The sequence below is a fragment of the Bradyrhizobium sp. LjRoot220 genome, from assembly GCF_964252915.1.
In the GTDB taxonomy this organism is placed as follows: domain Bacteria; phylum Pseudomonadota; class Alphaproteobacteria; order Rhizobiales; family Xanthobacteraceae; genus Bradyrhizobium.
On sequence record NZ_CAXUPS020000007.1, the window covers coordinates 121,218 to 147,742 of the forward strand.

20 protein-coding genes and 1 pseudogene are annotated in these 26,525 nt (G+C 63.0%); 11 read left to right on the forward strand and 10 right to left on the reverse strand.

Translation table 11 applies throughout. The features are described from left to right. Nucleotides 1–18: 18 nt before the first annotated feature. On the forward strand, nt 19–1,512 hold the full coding sequence (locus ACSQ84_RS26290) for a glycerol-3-phosphate dehydrogenase (protein WP_436214626.1): 1,494 nt from the start codon (nt 19–21) through the stop codon (nt 1,510–1,512). Continuing rightward, nucleotides 1,497–2,513, forward strand: coding sequence for an adenylate/guanylate cyclase domain-containing protein (locus ACSQ84_RS26295; protein WP_436214627.1), 1,017 nt, complete (start codon nt 1,497–1,499; stop codon nt 2,511–2,513). The genes ACSQ84_RS26290 and ACSQ84_RS26295 overlap by 16 nt, the downstream gene beginning before the upstream one ends. On the opposite strand, the gene ACSQ84_RS26300 is transcribed toward ACSQ84_RS26295, so the two are convergent. Further along, a complete protein-coding gene (locus ACSQ84_RS26300) occupies nt 2,498–3,811 on the reverse strand; it encodes a tetratricopeptide repeat protein (RefSeq protein WP_436214628.1) in 1,314 nt (437 codons plus the stop codon). The genes ACSQ84_RS26295 and ACSQ84_RS26300 overlap by 16 nt on opposite strands. A 147-nt stretch (nt 3,812–3,958) precedes the next feature. On the opposite strand from ACSQ84_RS26300, the gene ACSQ84_RS26305 reads away from it, so the two are divergent. Genes ACSQ84_RS26305 through ACSQ84_RS26315 form a run of 3 tightly spaced genes read left to right on the forward strand, consistent with a single transcriptional unit; the run spans nt 3,959 to nt 6,917 of the window. Then, entirely contained in the window at nt 3,959–5,191 is a 1,233-nt protein-coding gene (locus ACSQ84_RS26305; RefSeq protein ID WP_436214629.1) for an ABC transporter ATP-binding protein, read from the forward strand. Beyond that, nucleotides 5,188–6,102 carry an ABC transporter permease gene (locus tag ACSQ84_RS26310; RefSeq protein WP_436214630.1) on the forward strand — a complete coding sequence of 305 codons (915 nt, stop codon included), beginning with the start codon at nt 5,188–5,190 and terminating at the stop codon, nt 6,100–6,102. Before ACSQ84_RS26305 ends, ACSQ84_RS26310 begins: the two co-directional genes overlap by 4 nt. Continuing rightward, nucleotides 6,102–6,917, forward strand: a complete 816-nt coding sequence (locus ACSQ84_RS26315) for an ABC transporter permease (protein WP_436214631.1) — start codon at nt 6,102–6,104, stop codon at nt 6,915–6,917. The genes ACSQ84_RS26310 and ACSQ84_RS26315 overlap by 1 nt, the downstream gene beginning before the upstream one ends. A 116-nt stretch (nt 6,918–7,033) precedes the next feature. Here ACSQ84_RS26315 and ACSQ84_RS26320 read toward each other — a convergent pair whose 3' ends face one another. The 3 genes from ACSQ84_RS26320 to ACSQ84_RS26330 all read right to left on the reverse strand — a co-directional run bounded on the left by ACSQ84_RS26320 (nt 7,034) and on the right by ACSQ84_RS26330 (nt 10,333). Beyond that, nucleotides 7,034–7,885, reverse strand: coding sequence for a carbohydrate ABC transporter permease (locus ACSQ84_RS26320; protein ID WP_436214632.1), 852 nt, complete (start codon nt 7,883–7,885; stop codon nt 7,034–7,036). Beyond that, a complete protein-coding gene (locus ACSQ84_RS26325; RefSeq protein ID WP_436214633.1) occupies nt 7,882–8,754 on the reverse strand; it encodes a carbohydrate ABC transporter permease in 873 nt (290 codons plus the stop codon). The genes ACSQ84_RS26320 and ACSQ84_RS26325 overlap by 4 nt, the downstream gene beginning before the upstream one ends. 193 nt (nt 8,755–8,947) lie before the next feature. After that, a complete protein-coding gene (locus ACSQ84_RS26330) occupies nt 8,948–10,333 on the reverse strand; it encodes an ABC transporter substrate-binding protein (RefSeq protein WP_436214634.1) in 1,386 nt (461 codons plus the stop codon). A gap of 2,604 nt (nt 10,334–12,937) precedes the next feature. Between ACSQ84_RS26330 and ACSQ84_RS26335 the strand changes: the two are divergent. Continuing rightward, nucleotides 12,938–13,776 (forward strand): annotated as a pseudogene (locus ACSQ84_RS26335) (IS5 family transposase). A 244-nt stretch (nt 13,777–14,020) separates the two neighbouring features. Then, entirely contained in the window at nt 14,021–14,584 is a 564-nt protein-coding gene (locus ACSQ84_RS26340) for a hypothetical protein (protein WP_436214635.1), read from the forward strand. A gap of 923 nt (nt 14,585–15,507) precedes the next feature. On the opposite strand, the gene ACSQ84_RS26345 is transcribed toward ACSQ84_RS26340, so the two are convergent. Next, nucleotides 15,508–17,430 (reverse strand): AsmA family protein, encoded by a 1,923-nt coding sequence (locus ACSQ84_RS26345; protein WP_436214870.1) that lies wholly within the window; start codon nt 17,428–17,430, stop codon nt 15,508–15,510. A gap of 258 nt (nt 17,431–17,688) precedes the next feature. Between ACSQ84_RS26345 and ACSQ84_RS26350 the strand changes: the two genes are divergently transcribed. Continuing rightward, on the forward strand, nt 17,689–18,396 hold the full coding sequence (locus ACSQ84_RS26350; protein WP_436214636.1) for a CoA transferase subunit A: 708 nt from the start codon (nt 17,689–17,691) through the stop codon (nt 18,394–18,396). Between the two features lie 85 nt (nt 18,397–18,481). Then, the gene (locus ACSQ84_RS26355; RefSeq protein ID WP_436214637.1) at nt 18,482–19,132 is read left to right on the forward strand and encodes a 3-oxoacid CoA-transferase subunit B; all 651 of its coding nucleotides are present in this window, start codon (nt 18,482–18,484) and stop codon (nt 19,130–19,132) included. 604 nt (nt 19,133–19,736) lie between these two features. Here the strand turns inward: ACSQ84_RS26355 and ACSQ84_RS26360 are convergent. From ACSQ84_RS26360 to ACSQ84_RS26370, 3 genes are all read right to left on the reverse strand, one after another. Continuing rightward, nucleotides 19,737–20,528: a phytanoyl-CoA dioxygenase family protein gene (locus tag ACSQ84_RS26360; protein ID WP_436214638.1), complete on the reverse strand. Its 792-nt coding sequence runs from the start codon at nt 20,526–20,528 to the stop codon at nt 19,737–19,739. A gap of 204 nt (nt 20,529–20,732) precedes the next feature. After that, complete coding sequence (locus tag ACSQ84_RS26365; RefSeq protein ID WP_436214871.1) at nt 20,733–22,319, reverse strand: ABC transporter permease; 1,587 nt, start codon at nt 22,317–22,319, stop codon at nt 20,733–20,735. Between the two features lie 261 nt (nt 22,320–22,580). Continuing rightward, nucleotides 22,581–23,609 (reverse strand): Fe(3+) ABC transporter substrate-binding protein, encoded by a 1,029-nt coding sequence (locus ACSQ84_RS26370; RefSeq protein WP_436214639.1) that lies wholly within the window; start codon nt 23,607–23,609, stop codon nt 22,581–22,583. Nucleotides 23,610–23,800: 191 nt separating this feature from the next. Here ACSQ84_RS26370 and ACSQ84_RS26375 point away from each other — a divergent pair, with 191 nt between their 5' ends. Continuing rightward, complete coding sequence (locus tag ACSQ84_RS26375; RefSeq protein WP_436214640.1) at nt 23,801–24,286, forward strand: Crp/Fnr family transcriptional regulator; 486 nt, start codon at nt 23,801–23,803, stop codon at nt 24,284–24,286. On the opposite strand, the gene ACSQ84_RS26380 is transcribed toward ACSQ84_RS26375, so the two are convergent. Further along, nucleotides 24,225–25,052 (reverse strand): metallophosphoesterase family protein, encoded by an 828-nt coding sequence (locus tag ACSQ84_RS26380; protein WP_436214872.1) that lies wholly within the window; start codon nt 25,050–25,052, stop codon nt 24,225–24,227. The genes ACSQ84_RS26375 and ACSQ84_RS26380 overlap by 62 nt on opposite strands. Nucleotides 25,053–25,162: 110 nt before the next feature. Then, nucleotides 25,163–26,116 (reverse strand): threonine/serine dehydratase, encoded by a 954-nt coding sequence (locus ACSQ84_RS26385; RefSeq protein WP_436214641.1) that lies wholly within the window; start codon nt 26,114–26,116, stop codon nt 25,163–25,165. A gap of 88 nt (nt 26,117–26,204) precedes the next feature. On the opposite strand from ACSQ84_RS26385, the gene ACSQ84_RS26390 reads away from it, so the two are divergent. After that, complete coding sequence (locus ACSQ84_RS26390; RefSeq protein WP_436214642.1) at nt 26,205–26,522, forward strand: ArsR/SmtB family transcription factor; 318 nt, start codon at nt 26,205–26,207, stop codon at nt 26,520–26,522. The last annotated feature ends 3 nt before the right edge of the window (nt 26,523–26,525 follow it).

Sequence of the window (26,525 nt, forward strand, 5' to 3'; positions counted from 1 at the left end):
CTCGGCTGTAAGCGTTGCATGGCGGACTACGATCTGGCGATCATCGGCGGCGGGTTGAACGGCGTTGGCATCGCGCGCGATGCCGCCGGCCGCGGCCTGCGCGTGATTCTGCTGGAGCAGGGCGATCTCGGTGCCGGCGCCTCCTCGGCCTCGCCGCGGCTCGTTCATGGCGATCTGGCGGGGCTGGAGCGGCGTCGCTTCCTTCGCGTCCGTGCCGCCCTGGCCGAACGCGACATCTGGCTGCGGATCGCGCCGCATCTGGTGCGCCCGATGCGCTTTGCCATTCCGGCCCACGCCGACGAACGCCCGGCCTGGCAGCTGCGGACGTGGCTATTGCTGTATGACCGGCTGGCCTCGCGCACGCATCTGCCGGCCTCTGCCACCGTCGACGTCACCCACCATCCGGTCGGCGATCCGCTGAAGCGGCCGTTCGGAACCGCGTTCGAATATTCCGACTGCGTCGTCGACGATTCCCGCCTGGTGGTACTGACCGCCGTCGATGCCGCGGCGCGGGGGGCTGTGATCCGCACCGGTGCACGCTGCACCCGCGCCGAACGGGGCGAGACCTGGCGGCTGGTGACGATCGATCGCGGCCATCGTCAGGTCGTGACCGCGCGGGCGCTGGTCAACGCCACCGGGGCCTGGACAGCGAGCGTCGCCGAGACGGTGCTGCGCCAGCCGCCGCCCAAGCTTGGCACCGTTCAGATCAGCCAGATCGTGGTCCGCCGGCTGTTCGACACCGACAACGTCTATGTGTTCCAGAACCACGACCGCCGGCTGATTTTCGCCAGCCCCTATGAGCGCGATTTCACCCTGATCGGCACGGTTGGCCATCCCTTCAAGGGTGATCCCGCCATTGTCGCGATGGCGGCCAACGACGTGGCTTATCTTTGCGACGCCGCGAACCGGTATTTTCGCGAGCGGATCGAGGCGGTCGACGTGGTGAGGACGGTTTGCGGCGTCAACCTGGTGATGAACCCCGCGAACAACCGGGCAGCGTGGGATGGCGCGATGAGTTTCGACCACGGTCGCCGCAAGGCGCCGCTGATCACGATCTTCGGCGGCGATGTCACCACCTCGCGCCTGCGCGCCGAAAAGGCGGTCTCGAAGCTGACGCCGTTTTATCCGATGTCGCCGCGCTGGACCGCGAAGGCGCCGCTGCCCGGCGGCGATTTTCCCTGGAGCCGGTTCGAGAACGAGGTCGACGAGGCCCGCGCGCACTGGCGGTTTCTCAGCGAGGATCAGGCGCGGCGCCTGGTCGCCGCCTATGGGTTGAACGTCAAGGCGATCCTTGGCGAGGCCAGGGACCGCGGTGATCTCGGCCCGGCGTTTGGGCCTGAACTGACGGGCGCGGAAGTGCGCTATCTCATGAGCCACGAATGGGCGCGTTTCCCCGACGACATTTTGTGGCGGCGCTCGAAGCTTGGTTTGACCATGGAGCCCTCGGACCGCGAGGCGCTGGCGGCGTTCATGGCCGCGGCGACACCGGAGCTGACATGCGGCGCGCGATAAATCCAACGATCGTTCTGGCCGTGATCGGCTTCCTTTCCGGGCTCGGCTATCGCTTTTTGTTCGACCTTCCGATCGAATCCTCGGTGCCGAACTATCTCCGCAGCGGCCTTCACGCGATGGGCATCACGCTGGCCGGCTGGGGCGTTCATCGCTACTTCACGTCGCGCCGCAGTGCGTGGGTCTCCAGATGGCCGCTGTTGGCGGATCTGGCTTTGCGGTCCGCAACGATGGCGATTGCCGTGGCCGTAGCGATCCTGGCCTTGCAGGTCGTGCTTTACGGAGAGTGGATCGAGGCCCACTGGCTGATCAACGAATTTCCGTGGGTCGTAACGCTCAGTTTTTTCTCTTCGCTGTTGGTCGTGACGGTCTTCGAACTGACGCGGCTTGTCGGCAGCCGGGTGCTTTTCAACGTCGCCCTCGGGCGATATCGACACCCGGTACGTGAAGAACGCGTATTGATGTTCCTCGACCTCGCAGGTTCCACCTCGCTCGCCGAGGCGATGGGCGAGCTGCGCGTGCAGAGCCTTCTCACCCGCTTCTTCTTTGACATCGATGCCGCGATCGTCGCGCATGGCGGCGAGGTTCACGCCTATGTCGGCGACGAGGTCATCGTCACGTGGCGGCTCGACGAACGGTCGTCAGGCGCAAAATGCATCGATTGCTTTTTCGCGATCGAAGACACCGTTGCGGAGAAAGCGGATTCGTACCGGCAGGAATTTGGCATGGTGCCGGGCTTCCGCGCCAGTCTGCACGCCGGCCCGGTGGTGATCAGCGAATGCGGCAGTTCGCGGCGTCAATTGGCCTATTTCGGCGATACCGTGAACGTGACGGCGCGGCTGCAGGAATATTGCAAGGAGGCCGGCCGCAATCTGCTGGTCTCCGCCGATCTGCTCGGCCACATACGGCCCAATTCAGATATTCTCGTTGAACCGCTCGGCCATGCCCAATTGCGCGGCCGCGCCGCGGCGATCGAAGTGTTTGCCGTTCAGCGCCGCGCTTGAATCTCCCGCGACCAGGCCGCGTCACGCGCGGACGGCCTGCGTTCGAGCCGGCCGGAGATCAGCCCGGCGGCCCTTTCGCGGTATCCGCCGCGCAAATACGCCACGATCAGGGTGTCCTCCCACAATTCGCGCTGGGCGTGGCTGCCGCCGATCCGGACCAACTCGGTCATCGCGGGCTCGAGCAGGCGGATCGCGCCGTCATGATCGCCGTCGGCGAAGGCCCGCATGCCGCGGCAGAGGTCGATCGCCGCGCGGCCCGGCGCCAGTTTACCGTCGGCGGCGCGGGCTTCCAGCTGCGCCAAGCGCGCTTCCAATGCCTCGCCGCCGGTTGCCGCCGCTGATAGCGCGTGATGGACGTCGGCGAAATGTGCGCCGGCCTGGGGGAAATATTTTTCGCCATAGGCGGCGACGTCGCGCCAATGCGGCTCCAGACCATCCTTGCCCGCCAGCGACAACCGCCACAGCAGCGAAGCGCCATCGGTGAAGATATTCAGCGGCGGATAGGGGCGGTCGGCCGGCTTGATTTGCTGTTCGTAGATCGCAAGCGCGCCTTCGAGGTCGCCTTCGTCGAGCGCGGTCAGGGCGATGTGCCACCACAGATGCCCGTGCAGAAAGCTCTTGCGGTCGTGCGCGGGCAGCCATCCCCCGAGAAACCGGCGGCCCGCCGCCATGTCGCCCTGCTCGAACATCGCGTGCGACAGGCCGTGCGCGGCATTGGCGTTTTCAGCCCGCAATCCCATCGCGCGTTCGCTTAAAGCACGCCCGGTTGAGAGGTTGCCGGCTTCGGTGTGCGACCAGCCGAGATAGCTCAGGAACCACCAATCCTCGCCATAATGCTTGGCGGCGCGTTGGCATACCGCAAGTTTGGCGGCATCATGATCGGCGCGGCCTGAAAACGCGTAGAGGCCGAACGCGCCGAGCAGCATCGACAGCACCAGCGCATCGCGGGGGTATTGCTCAAGATGCGCTTCGGCGCCGCTGACGGCGACTTTCGGATTGCCCTCGATCACCGCGGCCATGACCTCGACGTGCTGGCGTTCGCGTGGGTCGGCGCCGGCGGCCAATTGCCGTGCATGTGCGGCCATCGCGCGCGCTTCGTTTGCCTGCATATCGAGCTGATGCAGGCGGGCACGCGCGATATGCGCCAGCGCGAAGTCACCATCCTCCTGGATCGCACGGTCGAAGGCGTCCTCGGCGCCGTGCCAGGCCGACAGCATGCAATCCATGCCGTCCCGGTAATGCGCCGCGGCCCGGTCTGAGGTTGTCGTCAGCGGCAGGTCATATCGGTCCCGGTTCATTTTCTTGTTCCATGGCGCGCGCGGTGAATGCCAAGCCTAGCAGAGACATGACCGCCGACAGCGATAATATTGTGGCTGTGCGCCGCGAAGCGGTTGAGCCGATGCCGATCCGCCGCTAGCGTGCGGCAGCGAGGGTTGGCAGGGGACATGAGCGAAGAATCGCCGGAAATGATGCCGAAAGCCGACGCGGCCGCGGAGCCTGCAACGCCGGAGCGGCCGCCACCGGAAGCGACCGCAGCGCCTGCAAGCCTCGCGCCGCAGCCCGAAGCGGTCGCCGACATGCCGTTGCTGCGCATCGACGGCGTCGGCAAGACGTTCGGTAATTTCCGCGCGGTGGACGGGCTGTCGCTGGATATCCGCGCCGGGGAGTTTTTTGCGCTGCTGGGTCCGAGCGGCTGCGGCAAGACCACGCTGCTGCGCATGCTCGCCGGATTCGAGACGCCGGACGAGGGTCGCATTCTGCTCGGCGGAAAGGACATCGCGCAGGTGCCGCCGCATCTGCGCCCGGTCAACATGATGTTCCAGAACTACGCGCTGTTTCCGCATCTGTCGGTGCTGGACAACATCGCGTTCGGCCTGAAGCGCGCCGGCATGGCGCGCGACAAGATTGCCAACCGCGTTGCCGAGATGGTTGCGCTGGTCAAGCTCAACGGCATGGAGAAGCGCAAGCCCGATCAGCTCTCCGGCGGCCAGAAGCAGCGCGTGGCGCTGGCGCGCTCGCTGGCGCGCCGCCCGCAGGTGCTGCTGCTCGACGAGCCGCTGGCTGCACTGGACAAGAAGCTGCGCGAGAGCACGCAGCTTGAACTGATGGACCTGCAGCGCCGGCTCGGCATGACCTTCATCATCGTCACCCACGACCAGGAAGAGGCGATGACGGTGGCCAACCGGATCGGCGTGATGGATGCCGGCCGGCTCGAGCAGGTGGCGAGCCCGCGCGATCTCTACGAGGCGCCGCGTTCGCGCTGGGTCGCCGAGTTCATCGGCGACGTCAATTTCTTCGACGGCGAGGTTGGCTGGCGCGAACATAACCGGCTGCTGGTCACGACCAAGGACGGTGTCACGCTTGCGGCCGCCGAGCCGCGGCAGCCGGTCACCAAGCCGGTGGTCAGCGTCGCGATCCGGCCCGAGAAGGTGAAACTGTCGCGCCGCGCGCCGGTGTCGGATGCCGCCAATACGCATGTGATCAACCGGCTGGAGGGCGTGGTCACCGATGTCAGCTATCTCGGCGGATTGACGGTCTACAAGGTCAAGCTCGACTCCGGCGCGGTGATACGCTCGTCGATGGCCAACACCGCGCGGCTCGACATGGACGCTTATCTTGCGGGCCAGCGTGTGGTGGCGTGGTTCACGCCTGACGACTGCATGGTGCTGGAACAATGAGCGCGCGCAGCATCTTTGCCCGCCCCGCGCGTTACGCTGCGATCGCCCCCTATCTGTGGATGGTGCTGTTCTTCCTGGTGCCATTCGGTTTTGTGCTCAAGATAAGCCTGTCGCAGACCGCGATCGCACAGCCGCCCTATGTGCCGCTTTTCGACTTCACCGAAGGCTGGGCTGCGATCAAGGCGGCGTTCGTGGCGCTGTCGCTGGATAATTTCAAGCTTTTGATTTCGGACAGTCTTTACATCTCCTCGTACTTGCGCAGCATTTTCGTCGCGGTGACCTCGACGGCGATCCTGCTGCTGATCGGCTACCCCATCGCCTACGGCATGGCGCGGCTGCCGCAGCGCTGGCAGGCCATCGCGATGATGCTGGTGATCGTTCCGTTCTGGACTTCGTTCCTGATCCGGATCTATGCCTGGATCAACATCCTGCAGCATGACGGGCTGCTCAATCAGGTGCTGCTGGTGCTGCATATCGTTGCGGCGCCGGTGGTGTGGCTGTCGACCGACAGCGCGATGTATATCGGCATCGTCTATTCCTACCTGCCGTTCATGATCCTGCCGCTTTACGCCACGCTCGCCAGGATGGATTTCTCGCTGATTGAGGCGGCGTCCGATCTCGGCGCCTCGCCGGGGCGCGCGTTCTGGCTGGTGACATTGCCACTGTCGCTGCCGGGCGTCGGCGCCGGCGCGCTGCTCTGCTTCATCCCGATCGTCGGCGAGTTCGTGATCCCGGATCTGTTGGCCGGCTCCGGTTCGATGATGATCGGACAGACGCTGTGGCTCGAATTCTTCACCAACAAGGACTGGCCGGTGGCATCCGCTGCGGCGGTTGCGCTGTTGTTGCTGCTGATACCGCCGCTATTGCTCTATGACCGGCTGCAGCGCCGCACGCTGCGCGGAGCCGGCTGATGGCGCACAAGGTGAACCGGATCTCGCGGTTCAACGTCACCGCGCTGGCGCTGGGGCTCGCGTTTCTGTATCTGCCGATCGTCATCCTCGTCATCTACTCGTTCAACGCGTCGCGGCTGGTGACGGTGTGGGGCGGCTGGTCGCTGCGCTGGTACACCGAGTTCTTCAACGACCGCGCCATGCTGGACGCGGCCTGGATGAGCCTGCGCGTCGCCGCCGTGTCGGCGACGGTGGCGACCTTGCTCGGCACGCTCGCGGCGGTTGGTCTAGCGCGCGGCGAACGCTTCAAGGGCCGCTCGCTGTTGTCAGGCATGCTCTATGCGCCGCTGGTGATGCCGGAAGTGATCTCCGGCCTGTCGCTGCTGCTGCTGTTCGTCGCGCTCAACGCCGAGCGCGGATTCTGGACCGTGACCATTGCGCATACCACGCTGACGATGTGCTTCGTCACCGTGGTGGTGCAGTCGCGGTTGGCCTCGCTCGACCGCAGCCTGGAAGAGGCCGCGATGGATCTCGGCTGCGATCCGGTGCGGGCGTTTCTTTCGGTAACGCTGCCGCTGATCGTCCCGGCGATTGTGGCCGGCTGGATGCTGGCATTCACGCTGTCGCTCGACGACGTCGTGATCGCGAGTTTTACGACCGGCCCGGGTTCGGCGACGCTGCCGATCCGAATCTATTCCGAAGTGCGGCTCGGGGTGAAGCCGCAGATCAATGCGATCTGCACCATGGTGATCGCGCTGATTGCGGTGGTGATCGTGCTGGCGTCGTTTGCCTCGAAGCTGTCAAGCGCGCGAGGCGAGACCGTCGCGCCGCTATGATACGTCATTCCGGGGCGATGCGAAGCATCGAACTACGATGTGCAATTGCACATCGGAGAATCTCGAGATTCCGGGTTCGCGTCTTCGACGAGCCCCGGAATGACGGTATATAATCCTCACGACTTCACCGCGCCCGCCGTCAGCCCACCCACCATGTACCGTTTGAACGCGTAGTAGATCGCGGCCGGCGGCAGCGCGTAGATGAAGCCGGTGGTCATCAGCAATTCCCAGGGCGAATCGTCGGCGGCGAGGAAGTTGCCGAGCGCCACCGGCAGGGTGATCTCGGTGTCCTTGGAGAGCAGCAGGAACGCGTAGAGATATTCGTTCCAGGCGAGCAGGATCGCGTAGGTGCCGATCGCCACCAGCGAGGGCATCATCAGCGGCAGGTAGACCAGCCGGAACAGCTGCGGGATGGTCGCCCCGTCCATGACCGCGGCCTCGTCGAGTTCGACCGGCAGCTTGTCGGAAGCCTGCTTCAGCACCCAGATCGCGTAGGGTGAGGCGATCGTCACCATCGCCAGAATCAGCGACCAGTGATTGTTGAGCAGGCCGTAATTGCCCATGGTGCGGTACATCGGCACGGCAAGGAACGCCGCCGGGATGAAGTAGGTGAACAGCGCGAAATTCATCACCCAGCGGCCGCCCGGTACCTTGAGCCGCGAGATCGCAAACGCCGCCGCGGTCGCGATCAGCAGCGTAAGCGCGCCGGCCGCGACCGCGATCACGATCGAATTCCAGAACTGGATCCAGAAATCGCGCAGGAAGTAATGCTCCTGCTGGAACACGATGCGGAAATTGTTCAGCGTCGGATGCGTCGGCCAGAGTTTTCCGGAGAACGCGTCCTCCTTCGGCGAAATCGCGAACAGGAACATGTGGTAGATCGGGATCATGGTCCACAGGAACACGGGAATCCCGATCAGCAGGAGGCGCGCTTCGACGCCGACTTCGCGCAGTGTTGGCAGCTTCATCGCGACAACCGTTTCATCATGAAATAGATCAGCGGCAGCACGAACGGCAGCGCGCAGACGATCGACGCCATCGCCAGGCTGAGCTGGTCGAGCCGCAGATAGCGAATTCCCAAGGTGGCCAGCACGTGGGTGAGATCGGCAGGTCCCCCGCCGGTCAACAGATACACGCTGTTGAAGTCGCCCAGCGTCCAGATCATCGAGAGCAGGGTGCAGGTCAGATACAGCGCCAGCATCGACGGCCAGGTGATGAAGCGGAATTTTTGCCACCAGCTCGCGCCGTCGACCTCGGCGGCCTCGTAGAGGTCGTGCGAGATCGCAAGCCGCCCGGTCATCAGGATCAGCGTCCAGAACGGCAGCGATTTCCAGATGTGCACGCCGATTGCCATCGCCAGCGCCACGGTCGGGTCATTGAGCCAGTTCGGGCCGTCCTCGCCGGTGAGCTTGAAGATCAGCGTGTTGACCACGCCCCATTCCGGATTGAACATGAAGCGCACCGAGAGAATGGTCGGAATCGACGGCACCGCCCAGGGCAGGATGAACAGCACCGACAGCCATTTGATCCACGGGCGCTGCTGCGCGAAGAAGCCGGACAGGAACAGCGCGATCATCATTTTGAGGTTGATGCCGACCAGGAGAAAGATCAGCGTATTGACCGCCGCGCGCGCGAAGATCGGATCGTGATACAGCGCGACATAGCTCGCCGGATGACGCGCCAGCCATAGCCCATAGCCGACCGGATAGACCACGAAGGCCAGGAACACGAGCGCATAGGGCGCCAGCAGCACGATGCCCCAGACCTGCGGGGTGGTCAGCCGGGCCGACAGCGGCGGGCCTGGTATCGCCTGATCGCCCGAGATCGTAATCGCCATTATTCTTGCTCTGGTATTCTTGCTCTAGTTTACATCGTCGTCCCTGCGAACGCAGGGACCCATAACCACAGGCTTTCGTGGTTGAACGAAGGCCGTCGACCAGCATCATCCAAAACGACCGCCGCGGCGTATGGGTCCCTGCGTTCGCAGGGACGACGGACATACTTCCGCGGCGGCCGCCATAGACTTCGTTCTAACCCGCGATTTGCTTGAGGCGGGCGATCAGTTCGTCGACCGCTTTGTCGACCGGAACCTTCTCGCTCACCACCCGGTTCATCGCCTTGGCCCAGACGTTCTCGTTGTTCAGGATCGTGAACTTCCAGTTCTTGGTGAAGTCGAACGGCGTGGTGCCGCCGGTGAACTGGGTGTAGACGGCTTTGCGATGCCGGTCAGCCTGCCAGAACGGGCTCTGCTGGCTTGCGGTCGTCACCGGGAACCAGCGGCCGAGTGCGCCTTCGATATAGGGTCGAAGGTTTTCCTCCTGCAGCAGGAACTTGATGAACTCCTTGCCCTCGGCCTTGTTCTTGGCGGAGGTGAACATGAGACCGGTCTTGACGTCGGAGCGGTACTTGATCGGCGTGCCGTCCGGCTTGTTGGGGAACGACGCCGTGATGATGGTCTCGTCGTAGTTCTTCTTGCCGAGCGCCCGCTGCTCCGGCGTCAGCGCCGGGTTGTTGGCGTCGTCGAGCCACTTTGCTGCGATCGAGATCGTGAAGTTGTGCGTCATCACGATGGTCTTGTTGTGGAACGCGACGTTGTTGTCCGGATCCTTCCAGGTGGTGGAGGAGGGCGGCGTGCAGCCCCTGGTGTAGGTGTCGGTATAATCCTTCATCGCCTTGATCAGGTTTTCGCGCACCTTGGGATCGTCGACCAGGAGCTTGCCGTCGTCGTCGACCAATTTGACGTTATGGGCGTCCATGAAGGTGTAGAACGACTGGAACGAGTCGGTCGATTCCACGCCCATCGGCTGACCGACCGCGTAGACGCGCTGACCGGTGGCCTTGCGAATTGCGGGCTGCACCTTGTCGCACCAGAACGACCAGTAATCTTCCCACTTCTTCGGAATGTCGGTCTGCTTGAAGCCGGCCTGCTCCAGCAGATCCTGCCAGATCTGGACGTGCATGCTCTGCTGTTTTAGCGGGAAGCCGTAATAGGCCTTTTTCTTGGCGACGTCGTTGTAGAGCAGCGCGGTCTCGAGCGTGTTGGGCGCGAACGCCGACTTCATCGGCGTCAGGACGTCGCCGAGGTCCTCGAGCTTGCCTTCAAAAGCCCATTTGCCCTGCGCCTGCACGTCATAGCTGTCGGAATAGGCGACATCCGGCACGGTGCCGGAATCCATCGCCGCGACCGTCTTCGGAATCATGTCCTGAATGGCGTATTGCGACAGTTCGACCTTGATGCCGGTCTTGGCCTCGAACTTCTTGATCGCCTCAAGCAGCGCGTCGTCCTCGGACTTGTAGAAGCCCTTGCCGAACCAGACGGTAATCGTTTTTTGCTGGGCCATCGCAGGTGCTGTGGCGTAAAACAGCCCGACAGCAGCGATCGCAAGCGATACTGCACCAATTCCCTTGAATCTCACATCGTTCTCCCTGTTATGCCGGCTTTTAACCGGTCGGATCCGTGATAGCGCAACCAAACGGCGCGATCTAGATGGCGCGTTGCAAACTTGTGTAGGGGTTGTTCCAGGCCAAGGCGTTCGTCCTGGCAAGGCAATCAGGCGTCAACGACATCGTTCCAGTCTTGTCGTCCCGGCCTGGGGCGCAATTGTGAAGGGGCGCTGCCTCCATCTTGATTGTGAGAGCGATTGGAGTTCCAGCCAAATCCAACTTCGGCATCGCCCGATATAACCTGTGCATCGGCGGCTATGGGATACCGGCTCGCATGCGCGATTGATGACCTTGGGCCGAGACGACACGGCTTCGCATTCTCGCGGCCTGATAAGCCCGAGCTTTGCCAGAAATTCCTTGCCCTCTCACGAAATAGAGGGCGCAGGGAAGACCGGGTGCGCGCTGCACCCGCGGTCTCGTGTGCGGTTTGCACAAAATAAAGTGCACACGAGCATACAGGGCAGCGGAGAGCATCCGGCCTTCCCTGCGCAATGGCTTTACGGCTTATAACGGGCTCTCCCCGGAGAACGGCTCTTTTGCCTCCGTTGCGCCCTGGAAGCTATTGCCTTCAGGTGCATTGACGCCAGCACCGCGACGTCAGGACCACACGTCTTTGCCGTACGCTTCGGCGCCTTTGGTCAAGGGCACCGTCACGTCCACCGCTACCCGTCCAACGTCCGTGACGACGGCCGACGCCCTTCTGAGTAGGACGGGATGGCCAAAGATATACCCCTGATTTTACTTTCTGTAAAAGCGAAATATTTTTTATTTCAGGGCTTGACACGATTTCCATAAATCCGAAGTGATTTGCCCGTCGGGTTACTTTGTCGCAGCTAAGTTACGAGATTGCGCTTGCGTGCGAGGCGACGCAGTTCTCAAGGCGTGGGCAGATTGCGGGTGAACCAAGCGATCGTCCGGCGTCTGCTGTCACCCTGGACTACGGATGCAATTCAGGCGTGGCGTGAGGTCCGAAAAGTGCCTTGCGGACATCAAGCTTCAAGCCGCCCTCGGCCTCGTGTGTCTTCGGCCGGGTGTCGGCTATGAGATGATCTCATGCCGGGCTGCTCGTTTCGCCTCCTTGGCAACGAATAATAACCCCCGCGTGCCGAAATTGCATAGGCATCCGGGGCGCGTGCGTCAGCTTTCCATAGAGTCGGTTCTTGGCCACCGCGAGTTCAGGCGGGCTGTCTGGTTGCACGAAGTCGTCGCCGTTTAGGTTGTCCATCAAGTCCAGGAGACCCCATGTCCGACGATGCGATGCGGTCCGTCGTCGAGCAGCCCTGCCGTGGCTCGCGATGTCGTTGGTGTTGGGCGCGGCGAGGAGTCCAGCAATGGGATCGCGGGACTCGGTCATCTACCTCGATCCGGGGCTGGTCACCAGGCAGATCGGGGGAAATCACTACCAGACTTCGCGGGGCTCGGCGGCGCTCTCTACGACATCTACCTCAACCTCGAACTGGCGGGCAGCCAAGACCTTTTTCGATCCGATGCCAACAGCGAACGCCTCGGCTTGACCATTCAGTCCGCAAATCCGCACCTTGGACATTGCCCCGTCGATGACCAAGACCGTGATCACCCGGGCCGCAATGGAAGGGCACGTACGCTTGGGCTGACCTGCGCGGCTGCCACAACGCGCAACTGAACTATAAAGGCAAGCGCCATTCGTGGTAGAGGCGGGGGTGGGTGCACGTTTGATCTCATGGCGTACGTCACGTCCTTGACGATGCAATGCAAGCCACACGCGCCGATAAGGTGGTCGAACCTCGCCAAGCGGATCGGGATGAAGTAACTCCGCTAAGGCCGAGCTGCGCAAGCGTTTAGACTTGCAACGCCGCCCAGGTCCACGAATATCGGACCATCACCATAAATACTCCGCTCGTTTATGGCCCACATCGGATGGATGCTGTCAGCTCCCTCATCCGGTCGCCTCACCAAAACCGAGCCCGGCATTCCGAGAACTGGTACCCCTCCCAGTAGCGCCAACCAAGACATTCGTTTGGAATACCCCACAAAAGTTCGTGGGTGCAGTGGCGTGCTGAGCAGCAGGACCCATCGCCGTAACATGGTCGGGTTGGCGGCGTATTCCTGCAAGTAAGCATGTTTTAAAAACGCCGGAAGAGGGACTGTTCAATTCGGCCGCACCTCTGCTGCAATCTTGAGAAGATCGGATGCCCTTAACCTCCTCGCGCCGCCGAAGTGGCCTGGAAGCTATTGCCTCCAGGTGCATTGACGCCAGCACCGCGACGTCGGGACCACTCGTCTTCGCCGTACGCTTTTGTCACGGTCGTCTCCGCGACTTCAGCGTCCACCGCAACCCGTCCAACGTCCGTGACGACGGCCGACGCCCTTCTGAGTAGGACGGGATGGCCAATATGTGTCACTGATTTGGCTTCTGCAAAAGCGAAATATTTTTTATTTTGGGGCTTGACACGATTTCCGCAAAGCCGAAGTGATTTGCCCGTCGGGTTGTTTTGTCGCGCGCGGATACCTCTCTTAGTGTCTGTCCGAAGAGTAGTTGAATCATATGAATCACCTGTGATTCAAGAGTAGTGGCCTGATTCGAGGAGGGGCCACCGATGTGGACGAGCAAGAACCGCGCCCGTTACGACCGCAGCAAGTTGCGATATCCGAGCGATCTGACCGACGAGGAATGGGGGCTGGTCGAACCGCTGATCCCGCCGGGCAAGACCGGCGGTGGTAAGCGGACGGTGATCATGCGGGAGGTGGTGAACGGCCTGATGTACATTCTCTCGACCGGCTGCCAGTGGCGCGCGATCCCGAAAGACCTGCCGCCGAGAAGCTCGGTCCACGGCTACTTCGATCTGTGGACCTATGACGGCACATTGGAGCGAATCCACCAGGCGCTTTATGAGCAGTGTCGCGAACGAGGGCAGCGGAAAGCCGATCCGACCGCCACCATCATCGACAGCCAGAGCGTAAAAAGCGCAGAAAAAGGGGGGCGTGCATTGATCCGCACGGGTACGATGCGGGCAAGAAGATCAAGGGCAAGAAGCGGCACATTCTTGTCGATACAGTAGGCCTGCTGCTCCACGCCGTCGTACATCCGGCCGACATCCAAGATCGCGATGGCGGTGCTCTCGTCATGACGACACTGTTCGAGATGTTTCCGTTTTTGAAGAAGCTGTTCGTCGATAGCGGATATAAAGGACCGAAATTTGCCAATGCGCTCGCGAAAGTTCGACCGCATATCGAGATCGAAATCGTCAAACGTTCCGATCAGGTCAGCAGCTTTGTGGTCTTGCCCAAACGCTGGATCGTCGAGCGCACCATTGCCTGGCTCAACCGCTGCCGCCGCCTGGCCAAGGATTGGGAGTGCCTCAACCGAAAGGCCTTGGCGTTCTTGCGTCTCGCCTCAATCCGCCTCATGCTCAGAAAACTCTGCAATCCGGCCTGAAGTGTCCGGACAGACTCTTAGGCGCTCTGCCATAGGGCGGGCGCTAAGGTGTTGACGCATCCGTACACGAGAATATCTTGATCTCGTAAAAGGATCATCATTGAATCGGCTCGTGTCAGGAAAAACCTGTCGGAGGCGCAATATGCAAGGACACCAGTTGTGCTTGTTCAGGCGCTCTTACCGAGTCGCGAGTTGGCATTCGCGCATCAACCGACGATCTTTGTGGGCCATTTTGTTTATTTTGATGACCCCCGTCTACTGCCTGGCCGGTGAAGGGAAACCAATCAGCATCACCGTGATGGCCGACCAGACGAAGACCAACGGAGAGCCTTGGGACGGCATTCCAGGCCTTGACGGGGGGCGCGATCCGAGGGCGATTCCCATCACCAACAAAAATGCGCCGGATCTGGCGGTCTGCGTCGTTCGTTTAGAAACGCCTCCGGAATGCAGCATGCGGTATGTGAACTTGAAGCAATATTCGCTTTGCCAGAACAGCTACGATTGCATTTTCAGGCGGGTGAGCATCCCCGATGGTCCTTTCGGGCTCATCATTCTGGATTTGGACTTACGGCGGCATGACCTGGTTGGTTTCGTTTTAATGACGGATGGGAAGGCTCTTACTCCTGACCAGCGAGCCGCTTTGGAAAGTGAGATTCGGAGAAGAGCCGACCAGTTGGCGCCCCCCTCTTTCCAAGAAGAGAAGCAACGCAGGTTGAGCGAGATGCTTGTAGTTCCGATGGACCGCTGCGCCGAAGCTAAGGGATGCAGGCTCGTCCAATCCGAAATCCGCGTGAACTCGGCCGAGTGATCCTTGCCGGGGCAGCTCCATCCTGTCGCCACGTCAAAGGCGTTGGGTGCTAGCTAGCTTGCGCCCGAACCAGGTGCCGGCGCGGGACTCAGCGGAGCGCCCCCTACCGAAAAGGGGCCGGCAGGCTTGGGAAGTGGAGGAAGAACTAAAGGGAGTACTGGCGGGAGTACTTTTCGCGACGCCTGGATGACCCGCGTGCGAGGATTTGGACGTGGGATGCTGGAAGTCGTCGGCGGTGGGATGCTGGAAGTCGTCAGCGGCGGCGCCTGATTCTGCAGGGAGCTCACCTGCGCCGTCAGCAGGGAGAGTTGACGGGTTATTCTTTTCAGATCCGTCTGTTGGGCTGCGGAGCCCTGCATCAGCGACATCAACACATCGGCGTGTTGCTCCTGCGACGTCTGAATATCCCGCAGTCCCGCCCTGACAACTGGATCCGGTACGAGGACTGGAGCCGGGTCAGGCGGAGGAGGCGGAGTAGGTGCAGCGACGAGATTGGTTTTTGGCGGGGAGAAGCGGCTGAAGTCCGGCAAGGACAACCGATCGACGCTCGGCAAAGAGAACTGATTGAAATCCGGCAGAGCGAAGCGACCGAAGCTCGGCAAGGAATTGGCGGTGGCGGCACCAAAGACCGCCAGCGCAGCCAAGGACACGGCTATCACCGGCCCCCGGTTTGAGGCCACCTGCGGTGCCGCCTCGGGCTGTTCGCCCCCTTGCGTTTCCCTGCCGGGTGCTTCCGTCACCTGCGTTCCCTACGTCTCAGCGGTGACAAACCAACAACGGCTCGCGCGCGCCCACCTGAATTCGGCTCAAATCATGGGCTCGTATGGTTAATGTTGGGTTATTCCAGCGACCAGCCGACCTCGGTGCCCGTCCGGGCCAGGCCGCAAGCGTTCATCGTGGACCGGCTTGTCGTCCTGCCATCGTCAGTTCGGTTTCGTGGCACCTTCGGCCGCCGCCGGTGCGCCGGGCCTTGGACCGCCGCCGGTAATCCGCTCGATCACCGAGCGCACGGCGTCGCGGGTCTTGCGATCCTTGACCGCATCCAGCAGCGGCGCTGCGCCCGGCGAGCGGCGGATCAGGCTTTCCGGATCGGGAAATACCAGCGGATCGTCCCACGCGCCCTGCACCACGAACGGCAGGTCGAAGCCGGGCGGGGCGTTCGGGGCCGAGGTCAGGCTGGCGACGCCCTTCAGATCGTATTCGCGCGCCGGCACCGAGGCGGTGCCGGTCAGCGTGATGCGCGTCGCCGCGCCCTCGACGCGGATGTCTTCGGCGGTCGCGATGCCATCGTTGAACTTCACCGCCACGTTGAGCGTGTCGAACGGCGTCGAGCCGTTGCGGAAATTGCCGCCGCCGGACAGCGGCCGGCGTTCCAGCCGCTTTAGCAGCTGCTCGACATTGAAGCCTGCGATCGCGCCGTCACGGCCGGTCAGCGTGGCGGTGCCGTCGAGCGAGGTGACGAGCCCGAACGGGCTGGAGCCCGAGGCGGTCAGCGAGACGTTGAGATTGCCGCGGCCGGTGAGCTTGTTGATGCCGAACAGTTCGGACGTGCAGGCGTGCAGGTCGACATCGGTGAACTGGAACTGGGCCTTGACGTCGGCGACCGCGTCCGAGCGCGCGACGCCGAACGTGCCCTTGGCGATGCCGCCATACATCTGCGCCTCGGCGACCGAGAGCGCGAGCGCGCCACCGCGCAGATTGGCGCCAAACGCCGTGCGGCCGAGCTTGGTCGAGCCGACCGTCACCCTGGCGGCCGACAGCCGCATGTCGAGATCGGTGGTCGACAACGAGTTCAGGTCGAACAACTGCCGATTCCAGTCGCGCGCGCCGCTTGCCAGCATGCGGAAGGTCGAGATGTAGGGCGTGAAATCGAGCGCGCCGGCGGCCAGCGTCGCCTGCAGCGTCTGCCGGCCGTTATTGGCAAAGGTCATCACGCCTTCGGCGACGTTGCCGTCGAGTTCGACGTTCACATTGGTCAGCGCAACGGAAGCGCCGACCACATTGGCGCGGGCCTTGAGCGCGAAGCGGCCGAAGCCGCCGCCGGGCGTCGACTGTCCCATCCAGCGCAGCGCGTTGCGCAAGGACGGGCTGTCGATCGTCACCGTGCCTTCCATCATCGTGCTGGTGCGGTTGGCGAGCGTGCCGTCGAACGCCAGTTTCAGCGGCGCGGAAACCAGCCGCGCCTTCAGGCCCGAGCGATCGCCCGACAACAGGGCGACGAAATCGCTGGCGCTGACCGAGCCGTCGACGCGTTCGCTGCGCCAGTCGAACTGCCCGGTGGCGGCGAACGAACGCGAGATCGACGGCCAGGCCAGCGACAGGTCGATATCGGTGAGCACCTCGGAGTGTTGGCTGGTCGGGTCTTCATAATTGAGCACGCCATCCTGGATCCGGATCTCCGAGAACGACACCTGATTCTCGGCGCCCGGCTTCATGGCGCGCGCGATGGTCTCGACGAACGGCGTCCAGTTGCTCTCGCCATGGCCGTCCCTGACGACACGGATATGCGGCCGCAGCATCATGACGTCGGCGATCTCGAACCGCCGCAGCAACAGCGGCAGCAAGCGCAAATTCGCCGTCAGCACGTCGACCTGCAGCGCGGGGTCGACGGTGCCGCCGCCCTTCAGCCTGACATTGTGAAACGAGACATAGCTGCCGGGAAATACCGAGACGTCGATCGCCCCCGAGACGACCAGGTCGAGCCCGGTGACGGCGCGAATCTGCGCCTCGACCGCCTGGCGCAAGGCGTCGCGGTTGAGGAACCAGGAGGTCCCGATCAGGCCGATCAAAGCCAGCCCGAGAAACGCCGCAACCGGCATTCCCAGGCGCTTCATCCCTTGGGCCATCGTCAATGACATATCCAGATCGGGTTGCGGTCGGAGGTCTGTGCTGAATGGGGCTGCGCGTTCGGTAAGCCCGTGCCAACCCACGCAACCTGAAGGGTTTTCTTGACGCTTTCAAGGCCGTCTTCAAGGCCATTCTGGCGCGGTGAACCGCGGCCGATGGTCCGGAAGCGCGCGCATTGACGCAGTGCGAAGATTTCGCCTAATAATCCCTAATAAGGCGGGCCGCCAGCCGTTTTCCTCCATCAGGTCAGATATCCCATGAACAAGGTTTACCCCGACGCCAAATCGGCACTCGATGGCGTTCTCAAGGACGGCATGATGATCATGTCGGGCGGTTTTGGTCTGTGCGGGATCGCCGAGACCCTGTCGGATGCGATTCGCGAATCCGGCGTCAAGAACCTCACCGTGATCTCCAACAATGCCGGCGTCGACGGCATCGGGCTGAGCCGGCTTCTGGAGACCCGGCAGATCAAGAAGATGATCTCGTCCTATGTCGGCGAGAACAAGCTGTTCGCCCAGCAATACCTCGCCGGCGAACTGGAACTCGAATTCAATCCGCAGGGCACGCTGGCCGAGCGCATCCGCGCCGGCGGCGCCGGTATTCCGGCCTTCTACACCAAGACCGGCGTCGGCACGCTGATCGCCGAGGGCAAGGAAGTGAAGGAGTTCGACGGCGAGAAATACATCATGGAGCGCGGCCTGTTCGCCGACCTCGCCATCGTCCACGCCTGGAAGGGCGATACCGCCGGGAACCTGGTCTATCGCAAGACCGCGCGCAATTTTAACCCGATGATGGCAACCGCTGCCAGGATCACCATCGCCGAGGTCGAGCACCTGGTGCCGGCCGGCGAGATCGACCCCGACCACATCCACACCCCCGGCATTTTCGTCAAGCGCATCGTCGAGGTCGGCACCGGCACGAAGCGGATCGAGTTCCGCAACACCCGTCCGCGCCCCGCCGCGTAAAAACTCAACAGTGCATGGTCCGGAAAACTGGATACCGGTTTTCTGACCAGATCATGCTCAAACAATTGACCAGTTGGAGAGCCCCATGGCCTGGACCCGTGAACAGATGGCCGCCCGTGCCGCCAAAGAGCTGCGCGACGGCTATTACGTCAATCTCGGCATCGGCATTCCGACGCTGGTCTCGAACTACATCCCCGAGGGCATCGACGTCAGCCTGCAGAGCGAGAATGGCATGCTCGGCATGGGCCCGTTCCCCTATGAGGACGAGGTGGACGCCGACCTGATCAACGCCGGCAAGCAGACCGTGAGCGAATTGCCGTCGACCAGCTATTTCTCCTCGGCCGATTCCTTCGGCATGGTGCGCGGCGGGCATATCGATCTGTCGATCCTCGGCGCGATGCAGGTGGCGCAGAACGGCGACCTCGCCAACTGGATGATCCCCGGCAAGATGGTCAAGGGCATGGGCGGTGCGATGGACCTCGTCGCCGGCGTCAAGCGCGTCGTCGTGGTGATGGAGCATTCGGCCAAGGACGGCCCGAAACTCCTCAAGAAGTGCAACCTGCCGCTGACCGGCGAGAAGGTCGTCGACATGGTGGTCACCGATCTGGCGGTGTTTACCATCGACAAGCACGGCAAGGACGGCATGGCGCTGATCGAACTCGCCGACGGCGTCACGCTCGACGAGGTCAAGTCCAAGACCGAAGCCGAATTCCGAGTCGCGCTGAAGAACGCGTGATGTGACGCGCGGTTTATCGTCGTCCCTGCGAACGCAGGGACCCATACGCGGCGGCCTTTCGTTGGAGCGCTGAAGGTAGCGACCTTCGTCAACAATAGACGACCGGGATTATGGGTCCCTGCGTTCGCAGGGACGACAATTACTATTGGTTTGGACGAGTTTTCGTAGGGTGGGCAAAGGCGCATCTGCGCCGTGCCCACCATCTTCATGTACGAACGTTGTTGGCAGGGTGGGCACGCTTCGCCTTGCCCCTACGCTCTCGACGAGGTCAAGTCCAAGACCGAAGCCGAATTCCGCGTCGCGCTGAAGAACGCCTGATGTGACACGCGGTTTATTGTCGTCCTGCGAACGCAGGGACCCATACGCCGCGGCCTGTCGTTGAAGCGCTGAAGGAAGAGACCTTCGTCAACAATAGACGACCGGGGTTATGGGTCCCTGCGTTCGCAGGGACGACGATAACTATTGGTTTGGACGAGCGCTCTTCGGGCGCGAAGCTTTCTCGACCTGCTTATCAAGCGTTCGGGGCAATTCTCGGCCTGACGAAAGCGTTTCGGTGGTCTTGTGGAGTACAAGGGACCGTTCGGCGGTCCCGGGTACTGTCTGACTATGGCGTTAGCCCACAAGCCTGACGGATCGCGACCTGAACCGGCGAGGGCGGCAACGCCGGATCAAACTCACCCCTCGGCAGCAGCGGTGGTTGTGCCATGAAGCGCGGCCGCTCACCCCGGTGAGGTTGCGCGGCATGAACGAGGAATGGATGGCACAGATAGACGGTGCCCGCCGCGCCCGTTGCGAGTTCGACCTCGCAATCTTCCGTGGAAGCATAACCATCGGCGGAGAGCTGCCTGAGCGTCGCTCCCGCCTCGCCATAAGGCAGCAACTGCCGTGCTATGGTGGCATGCGATCCTTTCCGTAGCCGGGTCGGCGCATCGTCGCGGCCAACATCGGAGAACAGGAAGAGCATCAGCAAGGCGCGGCCATGGCTCTTCACATTGACGCGCCACTCCATGAAGTCAGGCGTGTCGTCGCCGTAACTCACGTCCACGTGCCAGCCATCGTCACCAGGGGATTTTGGTGACGGAAAGCGGATCGGAAAGGTCCCGAGGCCTTTGGGAGCGAGCCAGCGGCGGTCCCCGACGAGTTGATCGTAGGCCTTGTGCAGCAGTGGCGTGTTGGCGGCTGCAATGAAGGGCGGCGAAGCCTTGGACGCCACCCGAACAACCGGTTGAATCCACTTTTCGGGCTGGTCTGGCGAAAGACCAATATCCGCCCACAGCTCGTCCCTGCACTGCTTTGCAAGGTCGGTGCTGAAGGCGTTTTCGATTTTGACAAAGCCGTCGGCGATGAAGTTCTCGACCTGATGAGAGGCCAAGCCGATGTACTCGGTTTTGGGCATACACATTCTCCGTTCGGCCGCCGTGTCAACGCAGCCGTTTTGATCTGATGGGGGCGCGGAAGCGCCGGGAGCGACTTGGATCGCTCAGATCAGGGGGAAGAATGTGGAGATGAACATCATGATGGGAACGTATACGGAGGCGGCGGACGGAATCAAGATACGCGAAGTCCGATCGCTGAGTTCCGAGAGAGCAGAGATTCGCGGTTACGCCGGTCCTGACGGCACGTCGGAAAACCGCGTCAGCCAGGCCACCGGGCCGATGCTGGCGGCGACGATCAGCAGTGCGGCGAGCGCACCGTCCTCGAAACTGCCGCGGCTGGCGAACTGGTAGATCGAGGTCGCCAGCGTATCGACGTTGAGCGGCCGCAGCAGCAGCGTCGCCGGCAATTCCTTCAGGCAGTCCACGAACACGATGATGACGGCGCCCAGCATCGCCGGCCGCAGCAGCGGCAGATGGATCAGCCGCATCGTCGTGGCGTGCCCTGCGCCGGCGGCGCGTGCGCTGTCGTCATAGTCGTGCGGGATCCGTTCGAACCCGGCCTTGATCAGCCCGGTCGGCACCGCGAGGAAGCGGATCACATAGGCGATCACGACCGCAGCACCCGAGCCGACCAGGATCAGTCCGGGCAATGAACGCCCGAACCATCCGGCCAGTGCGCTCAGTCCGTTGTCGATCGCGAGCACAGGCGTCAGCAGCCCAAGCGCCAGCACTAGTCCGGGCAGCGCGTAGCCGGTTTGCGCGATGTTCATCGCGACAAGCCGCAGGCGATCCGGGCGCCAGCGCCAGGCCAGGATGGTGGCAAAGCCGAGGGCGAGCGCGATCAGCGTCGCCAGCGTCGCGAACGCCACCGAATTGAAGGCATCGCGTCCCAAAGTCATGTCGAAATTGGCGAGGAGCCCGCGCTTGAAACTCTGCTGCAGCAGAAACAGCACCGGCACGATGAACCCGAGCAGCACCGGCGAGAGGCAGGCGGCAAACGCCCACCAGCCTCGGCTGCCATGCAACCGCGTGCGCGGTGTCAGCCGCGGGCTCTCGGCGGAAAACCCGGTTGCGACATTGCGGCGGCCATAGCGTTCGATCGCGATCAGGCCGGCCACGATCGCCAGCATGAAGCAGGACAATTGCGCCGCGCCGGCAAGGCTGCCGCGGTTGAGCCAGGTCGTGAACACCGACACGGTGAGGGTACGGACGCCGAGATATTCGCTGGCGCCGATGTCGTTCAGGGTTTCCAGCGATACCAGCGCGACGCCGACCGCCAGCGCCGGCCGCGCCATCGGCAGCGAGACGCGGAAGAATATCTGCAAGCGGCTGGCGCCGAGCGTTCGCGCGGCCTCGGCGAATTCGGCGCTCTGGAACTGAAACATCGTCCGTGCCGACAGATAGACGTAAGGGTAGAGCACGAGGCCGATGACGATGATCGCGCCCGGCATCGAACGCAGATTGGGCAGTGCCGCCACCGTGTCGCGCAGCGGAAACCAGATCGCCAGTGTGCGATGGACCAGTCCGAGCGGCTCGAACAGGTCGGCATAGACATAGGCGGCGATGTAGGTCGGGATCGCCAGCGGCAGCGGCATCAGCCACAGCAGCAGCGCGCGGCCGTGAAAATCATGCAGCGAGATCAGCCACGCGGTGCCGGCGCCGATCAAAAGCGCCAACGCGCCGACGCCGAACAGCAACAGCGCGGTGTCGAGCATCGCCCGCGGCAGCACATAGGCGATCAGGTCGCGCCACAGATCGGGCACCGGGTTCATCGCCAGCGCGATGACCGCGAGCACCGGCGCGGCGACCATGATCGCGGTCAAGACCGCGATCGCCGCCGAGATCCGTCGGGCGCGCGCGGAAGGGTTCACGTCGGCACACGCTGCTGGAATAGTCGCAGATGTGTCCGGTTGGGAAGGTGCGCTTCCTCCCCCCTTGCGGGGGAGGGCAGGGGAGAGGGGTAAGCCACACCCACCGCCGTTGCCGCCACCCCTCTCCCTAGCCCTCCCCCGCAAGGGGGGAGGGAACAGGGCGGAGCAAGTACGGGCAGCACGACATCAAACTTCAAAGCATCAATTATCAAAGCCGACCTTATCCACCAGCGTCGAAGCGGCCTTGCGGTTGGCGGCGACCTTGGCGATCGGCAGCGCATCGGCGTTGAGCTTGCCATAGCCCGCGATCGTCGGGTTGATGGCGACGCCGGCGCGCACCGGATATTCGTAGTTCTGGTCGGCATACATCTGCTGCGCCTTTTCACCGGCGAGCCACTCGATCAGCTTGATGCCGTTGGCCTTGTTCGGCGCGTGCTTGGCCAGCAGCACGCCGGACAGATTGACGTGGGTGCCGCCGCCCTGGAACGTCGGCAGGATCACCTTGGTGGCTTCGGCCCATGGCTTCTTGTCGGGATCGTTGTTCATCATCAGCGCCCAGTAATAGGTGTTGCCGATGCCGATGTCACACTTGCCGGCGGCGACGTCGCGCGCGGCCTCGCGATCGCCGCCTGACGGCTTCTGCGCCAGATTGGCTTTGACGCCGCGCAGCCATTCCTCGGCTTTGGTCTCGCCGTATTTGGCGGTGTAGGCCGCGAACAGGCCGTTGTTATAGATATGCTGGCCGGAGCGGATGCAGATCTTGCCCTTCCACTTGGGATCGGCGAGCTCTTCGTAGGTAATGGCGTCCTGCTTGACGCGATCCTTCGAGGCGTAGATCACGCGCGCACGCATCGAGATGCCGGCCCAGTGTCCGTCGGGATCGCGATATTGCGCCGGCACGATCTTGTCGACCGCCTCCGACTTGATCGGCTGGGTCACGCCGGCCTTCACGGCCTCGTCCATGCGGCCGATATCGACCGTCAGCAGCACGTCGGCCGGGCTGTTGGCGCCTTCGGCCTTCATGCGCTGCTCGAGCCCCGAACTCGCCGAGACGACGTTGACCTTGATGCCGGAGTCCTTGGTGAAGGCATCGAACAGCGGCTGGATCAGCTTGGTTTCGCGATAGGTGTAGACGTTGACTTCGCCGTTATCGGCGGTGGCCGTGGTGACGGCGGACGAGGCCAAACCAAGCAAGGCAGCGCTTGCGGCGAAGACGCGAAACTTCATCATGAGGACTGCTCCGGCGGGGATGGTGACGATGCCGGTTTCACTAGCGCAGTGGCTACCGCGCACGAAGCGCCGCGATGTCGCGCAGGCCGTCGTTTAGAGCGATTCCATATTGCAGCTTAGAAACATTCTAATATGTTTCTTCGACCTTGGCACACTCCGTGCCTAATCTTCCCCAAAGCGGAGGTGGCGGGATGCGCGAAATTCTCGAATATTGCATTGGCGGTCATCGCCGCGGCATCTCCGCCGGCACCGAGGTGCTCCACGAGGGCGGCCGCACCGGGCATCTGTACGTCCTGATCGAGGGACGACTCGATGTGGTCAAGGGCGACACCGTTGTGGCCACCATCACTGAACCCGGCGCGGTGCTCGGCGAAATGTCGGTGCTGCTCGACGCCCCGCACACCGCTACCGTGCGCGCGGCCCAGGATTCGGCGATTTACGAGATCGACGATGCCGCCTCGTTTCTGCGGCAGCAGCCGGCGGTGGCTCTGATCATCGCGCGGATGCTGGCGCAGCGGCTCAACGTTGCCACCACCTATCTCGCCGATCTCAAGCGGCAATATGGCGGCCACGGCAACCACCTGGCGATGGTCGGCGACATCCTGCAGAGCATGATCAACCTTCCGCCGACGCAGGTTTCGCCAGGCTCGGATCGGCAATCCGACCCAAGGATGTGAGCCAGTCCGGCGCGGTCCGGATCGTCGCCGCCGGCCGCTGCAGCGCCGCATTGAGGTCGATCGACTGGGCCTCGTCGCCAGCAAGCCAGAACGCTTTCGCGTCGTCGAAATCGAGCACGATGTAGGTGGGTGGACGGCCGTGCTGCAGACCGGTGTTGAATACCCAGGTATCGCCGAGCCGGTCGAACCATGAGCCATCGGGAATGAATGGCGACTGGTGCACATGGCCCGAGATCACCATCGAGGGCTGGTAGCGCGCGATCCACTGCACCAGTTCGACGTCGCCGAAGAAGCGCTTGCCGCCCCAACTGGTCGGCGAATTCGCCGGTGGCGCGTGATGCACCCAGATCCAGCGCTGCGGCCGCTTTGCTGAAGCCTCCTGCAACTGGGTTTCGAGGCGCTGCTTGACCAATGGTCCGTCCCACCACGGACAGACCGTAAAGAGCGTGTTGCCGATGGTCAGGCTGTCGCCGTCGCAGGCGATGCCGAGTTCGCGGGCCTCGCCGATCCAGCGCGAGAATTTTTCGCCCTCCGCGCTGCGTTCGTCGAGGTCATGATTGCCCGAGCAAAGAATCACGCGGGTGATGCCGGCCAGCAGCGACAGATATTTCTTCACGACGACGATCTGGGCGCGAAAATCGACGATCGAGCCGATGTCGAGCGCATCGCCGGCAAAGATCACCAGATCGAACTGCGGCGCGGCGCTCAGCAGCCAGTCGAACTGCGGCAATGAATAATGCAAGTCGGCGACAACGAGACAGCGCATCATCGGCCCATTCAAATCGCCCGAGAAAGAGGCGATCCGGGTCCGGATTGCATCCAGGCAGGCGCTTTCGAGCAAAAATTGTGCCGTGCCGATGCCCGCAGTCTGCCCGCTCAGCGCGTATCGAAGTTCACCGCGGCCGTGTTGCCGCCACTGAGCACGACGGCCACGCGCTCGCCGGCGGCGGGCTGGTAGGCGCCCGACAGGATCGCCGCGAAGGCGGCGGCGCCTCCCGGCTCCGCCACGATGCGCAAGGCGCGCCACAGCGTCTTCTGCGCCTCGGCGATCGCATCGTCGGTCACCAGCACGGTGTGCGGCGCATATTTCTGCGCGATCGGAAACACCCGCTCGCCGATGCGCTTGGGGGCCAGCGAATCCGCCGCCAGACCGCCGGCCTCCGCATCGACCGGATGTCCGGCCTCCAGCGCCCTGGTCAGCGTGGGCGCCGCAAACGGCTCGACGCCGATCACCCTGATGCGGCCGGCGTACCAGGCGGCGACGCCTGCGACCAGTCCGCCGCCGCCGACGGCAACGAGCACGGTGTCGATATCGGGCGCCTGTTCGTCGAGTTCGAGGCCGACCGTGCCCTGGCCCAGGATGGTTTCGTCCTGATCGAATGCCGGGACACGCAGGGCGCCGGTTTGCAGCGCCCATGCTTCGCTGGCGGCCAGTGCATCCGCATAGCGCTCGCCCTCGACCGTGAGGTCGGCGCCGTATTCGCGGATGCGCGCGATCTTGGTTGGGGAGGATATGCTGGGGACAAATATCTTGGCCGGCTTTCCCAGCCGCATCGCGGCATAGGCGACCGCCGCGCCGTGGTTGCCGCCCGATGCCGCGACGATGCCGGCCTCGGGGATCGCGCGCGTCAACAGGTTGGTGAAGGCGCCGCGGGCCTTGAACGAACCCGAGTGCTGCAGCAGTTCGAGCTTGAGGCAGATCGCGCCCGCCGACAGCCCGAACTCGCCGCCATCGGTGTCGATGACCGGCGTGCGCCTGATATAGGGCCGGATGATCCGCTCGCATTGCGCGATGGCTTGTGACGTTACGGCTTCACCAGGTCCATTCATGGCAGTCTTCTCATGGCAGTCTCCGCGGCCGGCAGTCGTCAATCGGATCGCCAATTGACAGCAATTAGCTATTTAGCTAATTAGCAATATGGCTTCTTTTGACGATGACGTCGAGTCCGCTTTTCGTGCGCTGGCGAGCGACCGGCGGCTTTTGATCCTGGAATGGCTGAAGCGCCCCAAGGCGCATTTCCGCGCCCAGGTCGACGGCGACCTCGTCAGGGACGGGGTCTGCGGCGCGCTGATCGCCGAGAAGCTCGGCGTCAGCCAGCCGACGGTGAGCGAGCATCTCAAAGTGTTGTCGCAAGCCGGATTGGTCAGCGCCAAACGCGTCAAGCAGTGGACCTTCTACAAGCGCGACGAAGCCCGGATCGCGAAACTGAAGACCGCGATCCTCGCCAGGATCTGAAGG

Coding starts and splice junctions, on each gene's coding strand:
- ACSQ84_RS26370 (WP_436214639.1), bottom strand. CDS start 23,609: ATGATGAAGTTTCGCGTCTTCGCCGCAAGCGCTGCCTTGCTTGGTTTG.
- ACSQ84_RS26375 (WP_436214640.1), top strand. CDS start 23,801: ATGCGCGAAATTCTCGAATATTGCATTGGCGGTCATCGCCGCGGCATC.
- ACSQ84_RS26365 (WP_436214871.1), bottom strand. CDS start 22,319: ATGGTCGCCGCGCCGGTGCTCGCGGTCATCGCGCTGGCGATGAACCCG.
- ACSQ84_RS26320 (WP_436214632.1), bottom strand. CDS start 7,885: ATGAAGCTGCCAACACTGCGCGAAGTCGGCGTCGAAGCGCGCCTCCTG.
- ACSQ84_RS26355 (WP_436214637.1), top strand. CDS start 18,482: ATGGCCTGGACCCGTGAACAGATGGCCGCCCGTGCCGCCAAAGAGCTG.
- ACSQ84_RS26340 (WP_436214635.1), top strand. CDS start 14,021: ATGACCCCCGTCTACTGCCTGGCCGGTGAAGGGAAACCAATCAGCATC.
- ACSQ84_RS26315 (WP_436214631.1), top strand. CDS start 6,102: ATGGCGCACAAGGTGAACCGGATCTCGCGGTTCAACGTCACCGCGCTG.
- ACSQ84_RS26380 (WP_436214872.1), bottom strand. CDS start 25,052: ATGCGCTGTCTCGTTGTCGCCGACTTGCATTATTCATTGCCGCAGTTC.
- ACSQ84_RS26325 (WP_436214633.1), bottom strand. CDS start 8,754: ATGGCGATTACGATCTCGGGCGATCAGGCGATACCAGGCCCGCCGCTG.
- ACSQ84_RS26385 (WP_436214641.1), bottom strand. CDS start 26,116: ATGAATGGACCTGGTGAAGCCGTAACGTCACAAGCCATCGCGCAATGC.
- ACSQ84_RS26295 (WP_436214627.1), top strand. CDS start 1,497: ATGCGGCGCGCGATAAATCCAACGATCGTTCTGGCCGTGATCGGCTTC.
- ACSQ84_RS26305 (WP_436214629.1), top strand. CDS start 3,959: ATGAGCGAAGAATCGCCGGAAATGATGCCGAAAGCCGACGCGGCCGCG.
- ACSQ84_RS26345 (WP_436214870.1), bottom strand. CDS start 17,430: ATGGCCCAAGGGATGAAGCGCCTGGGAATGCCGGTTGCGGCGTTTCTC.
- ACSQ84_RS26310 (WP_436214630.1), top strand. CDS start 5,188: ATGAGCGCGCGCAGCATCTTTGCCCGCCCCGCGCGTTACGCTGCGATC.
- ACSQ84_RS26300 (WP_436214628.1), bottom strand. CDS start 3,811: ATGAACCGGGACCGATATGACCTGCCGCTGACGACAACCTCAGACCGG.
- ACSQ84_RS26290 (WP_436214626.1), top strand. CDS start 19: ATGGCGGACTACGATCTGGCGATCATCGGCGGCGGGTTGAACGGCGTT.
- ACSQ84_RS26360 (WP_436214638.1), bottom strand. CDS start 20,528: ATGCCCAAAACCGAGTACATCGGCTTGGCCTCTCATCAGGTCGAGAAC.
- ACSQ84_RS26390 (WP_436214642.1), top strand. CDS start 26,205: ATGGCTTCTTTTGACGATGACGTCGAGTCCGCTTTTCGTGCGCTGGCG.
- ACSQ84_RS26350 (WP_436214636.1), top strand. CDS start 17,689: ATGAACAAGGTTTACCCCGACGCCAAATCGGCACTCGATGGCGTTCTC.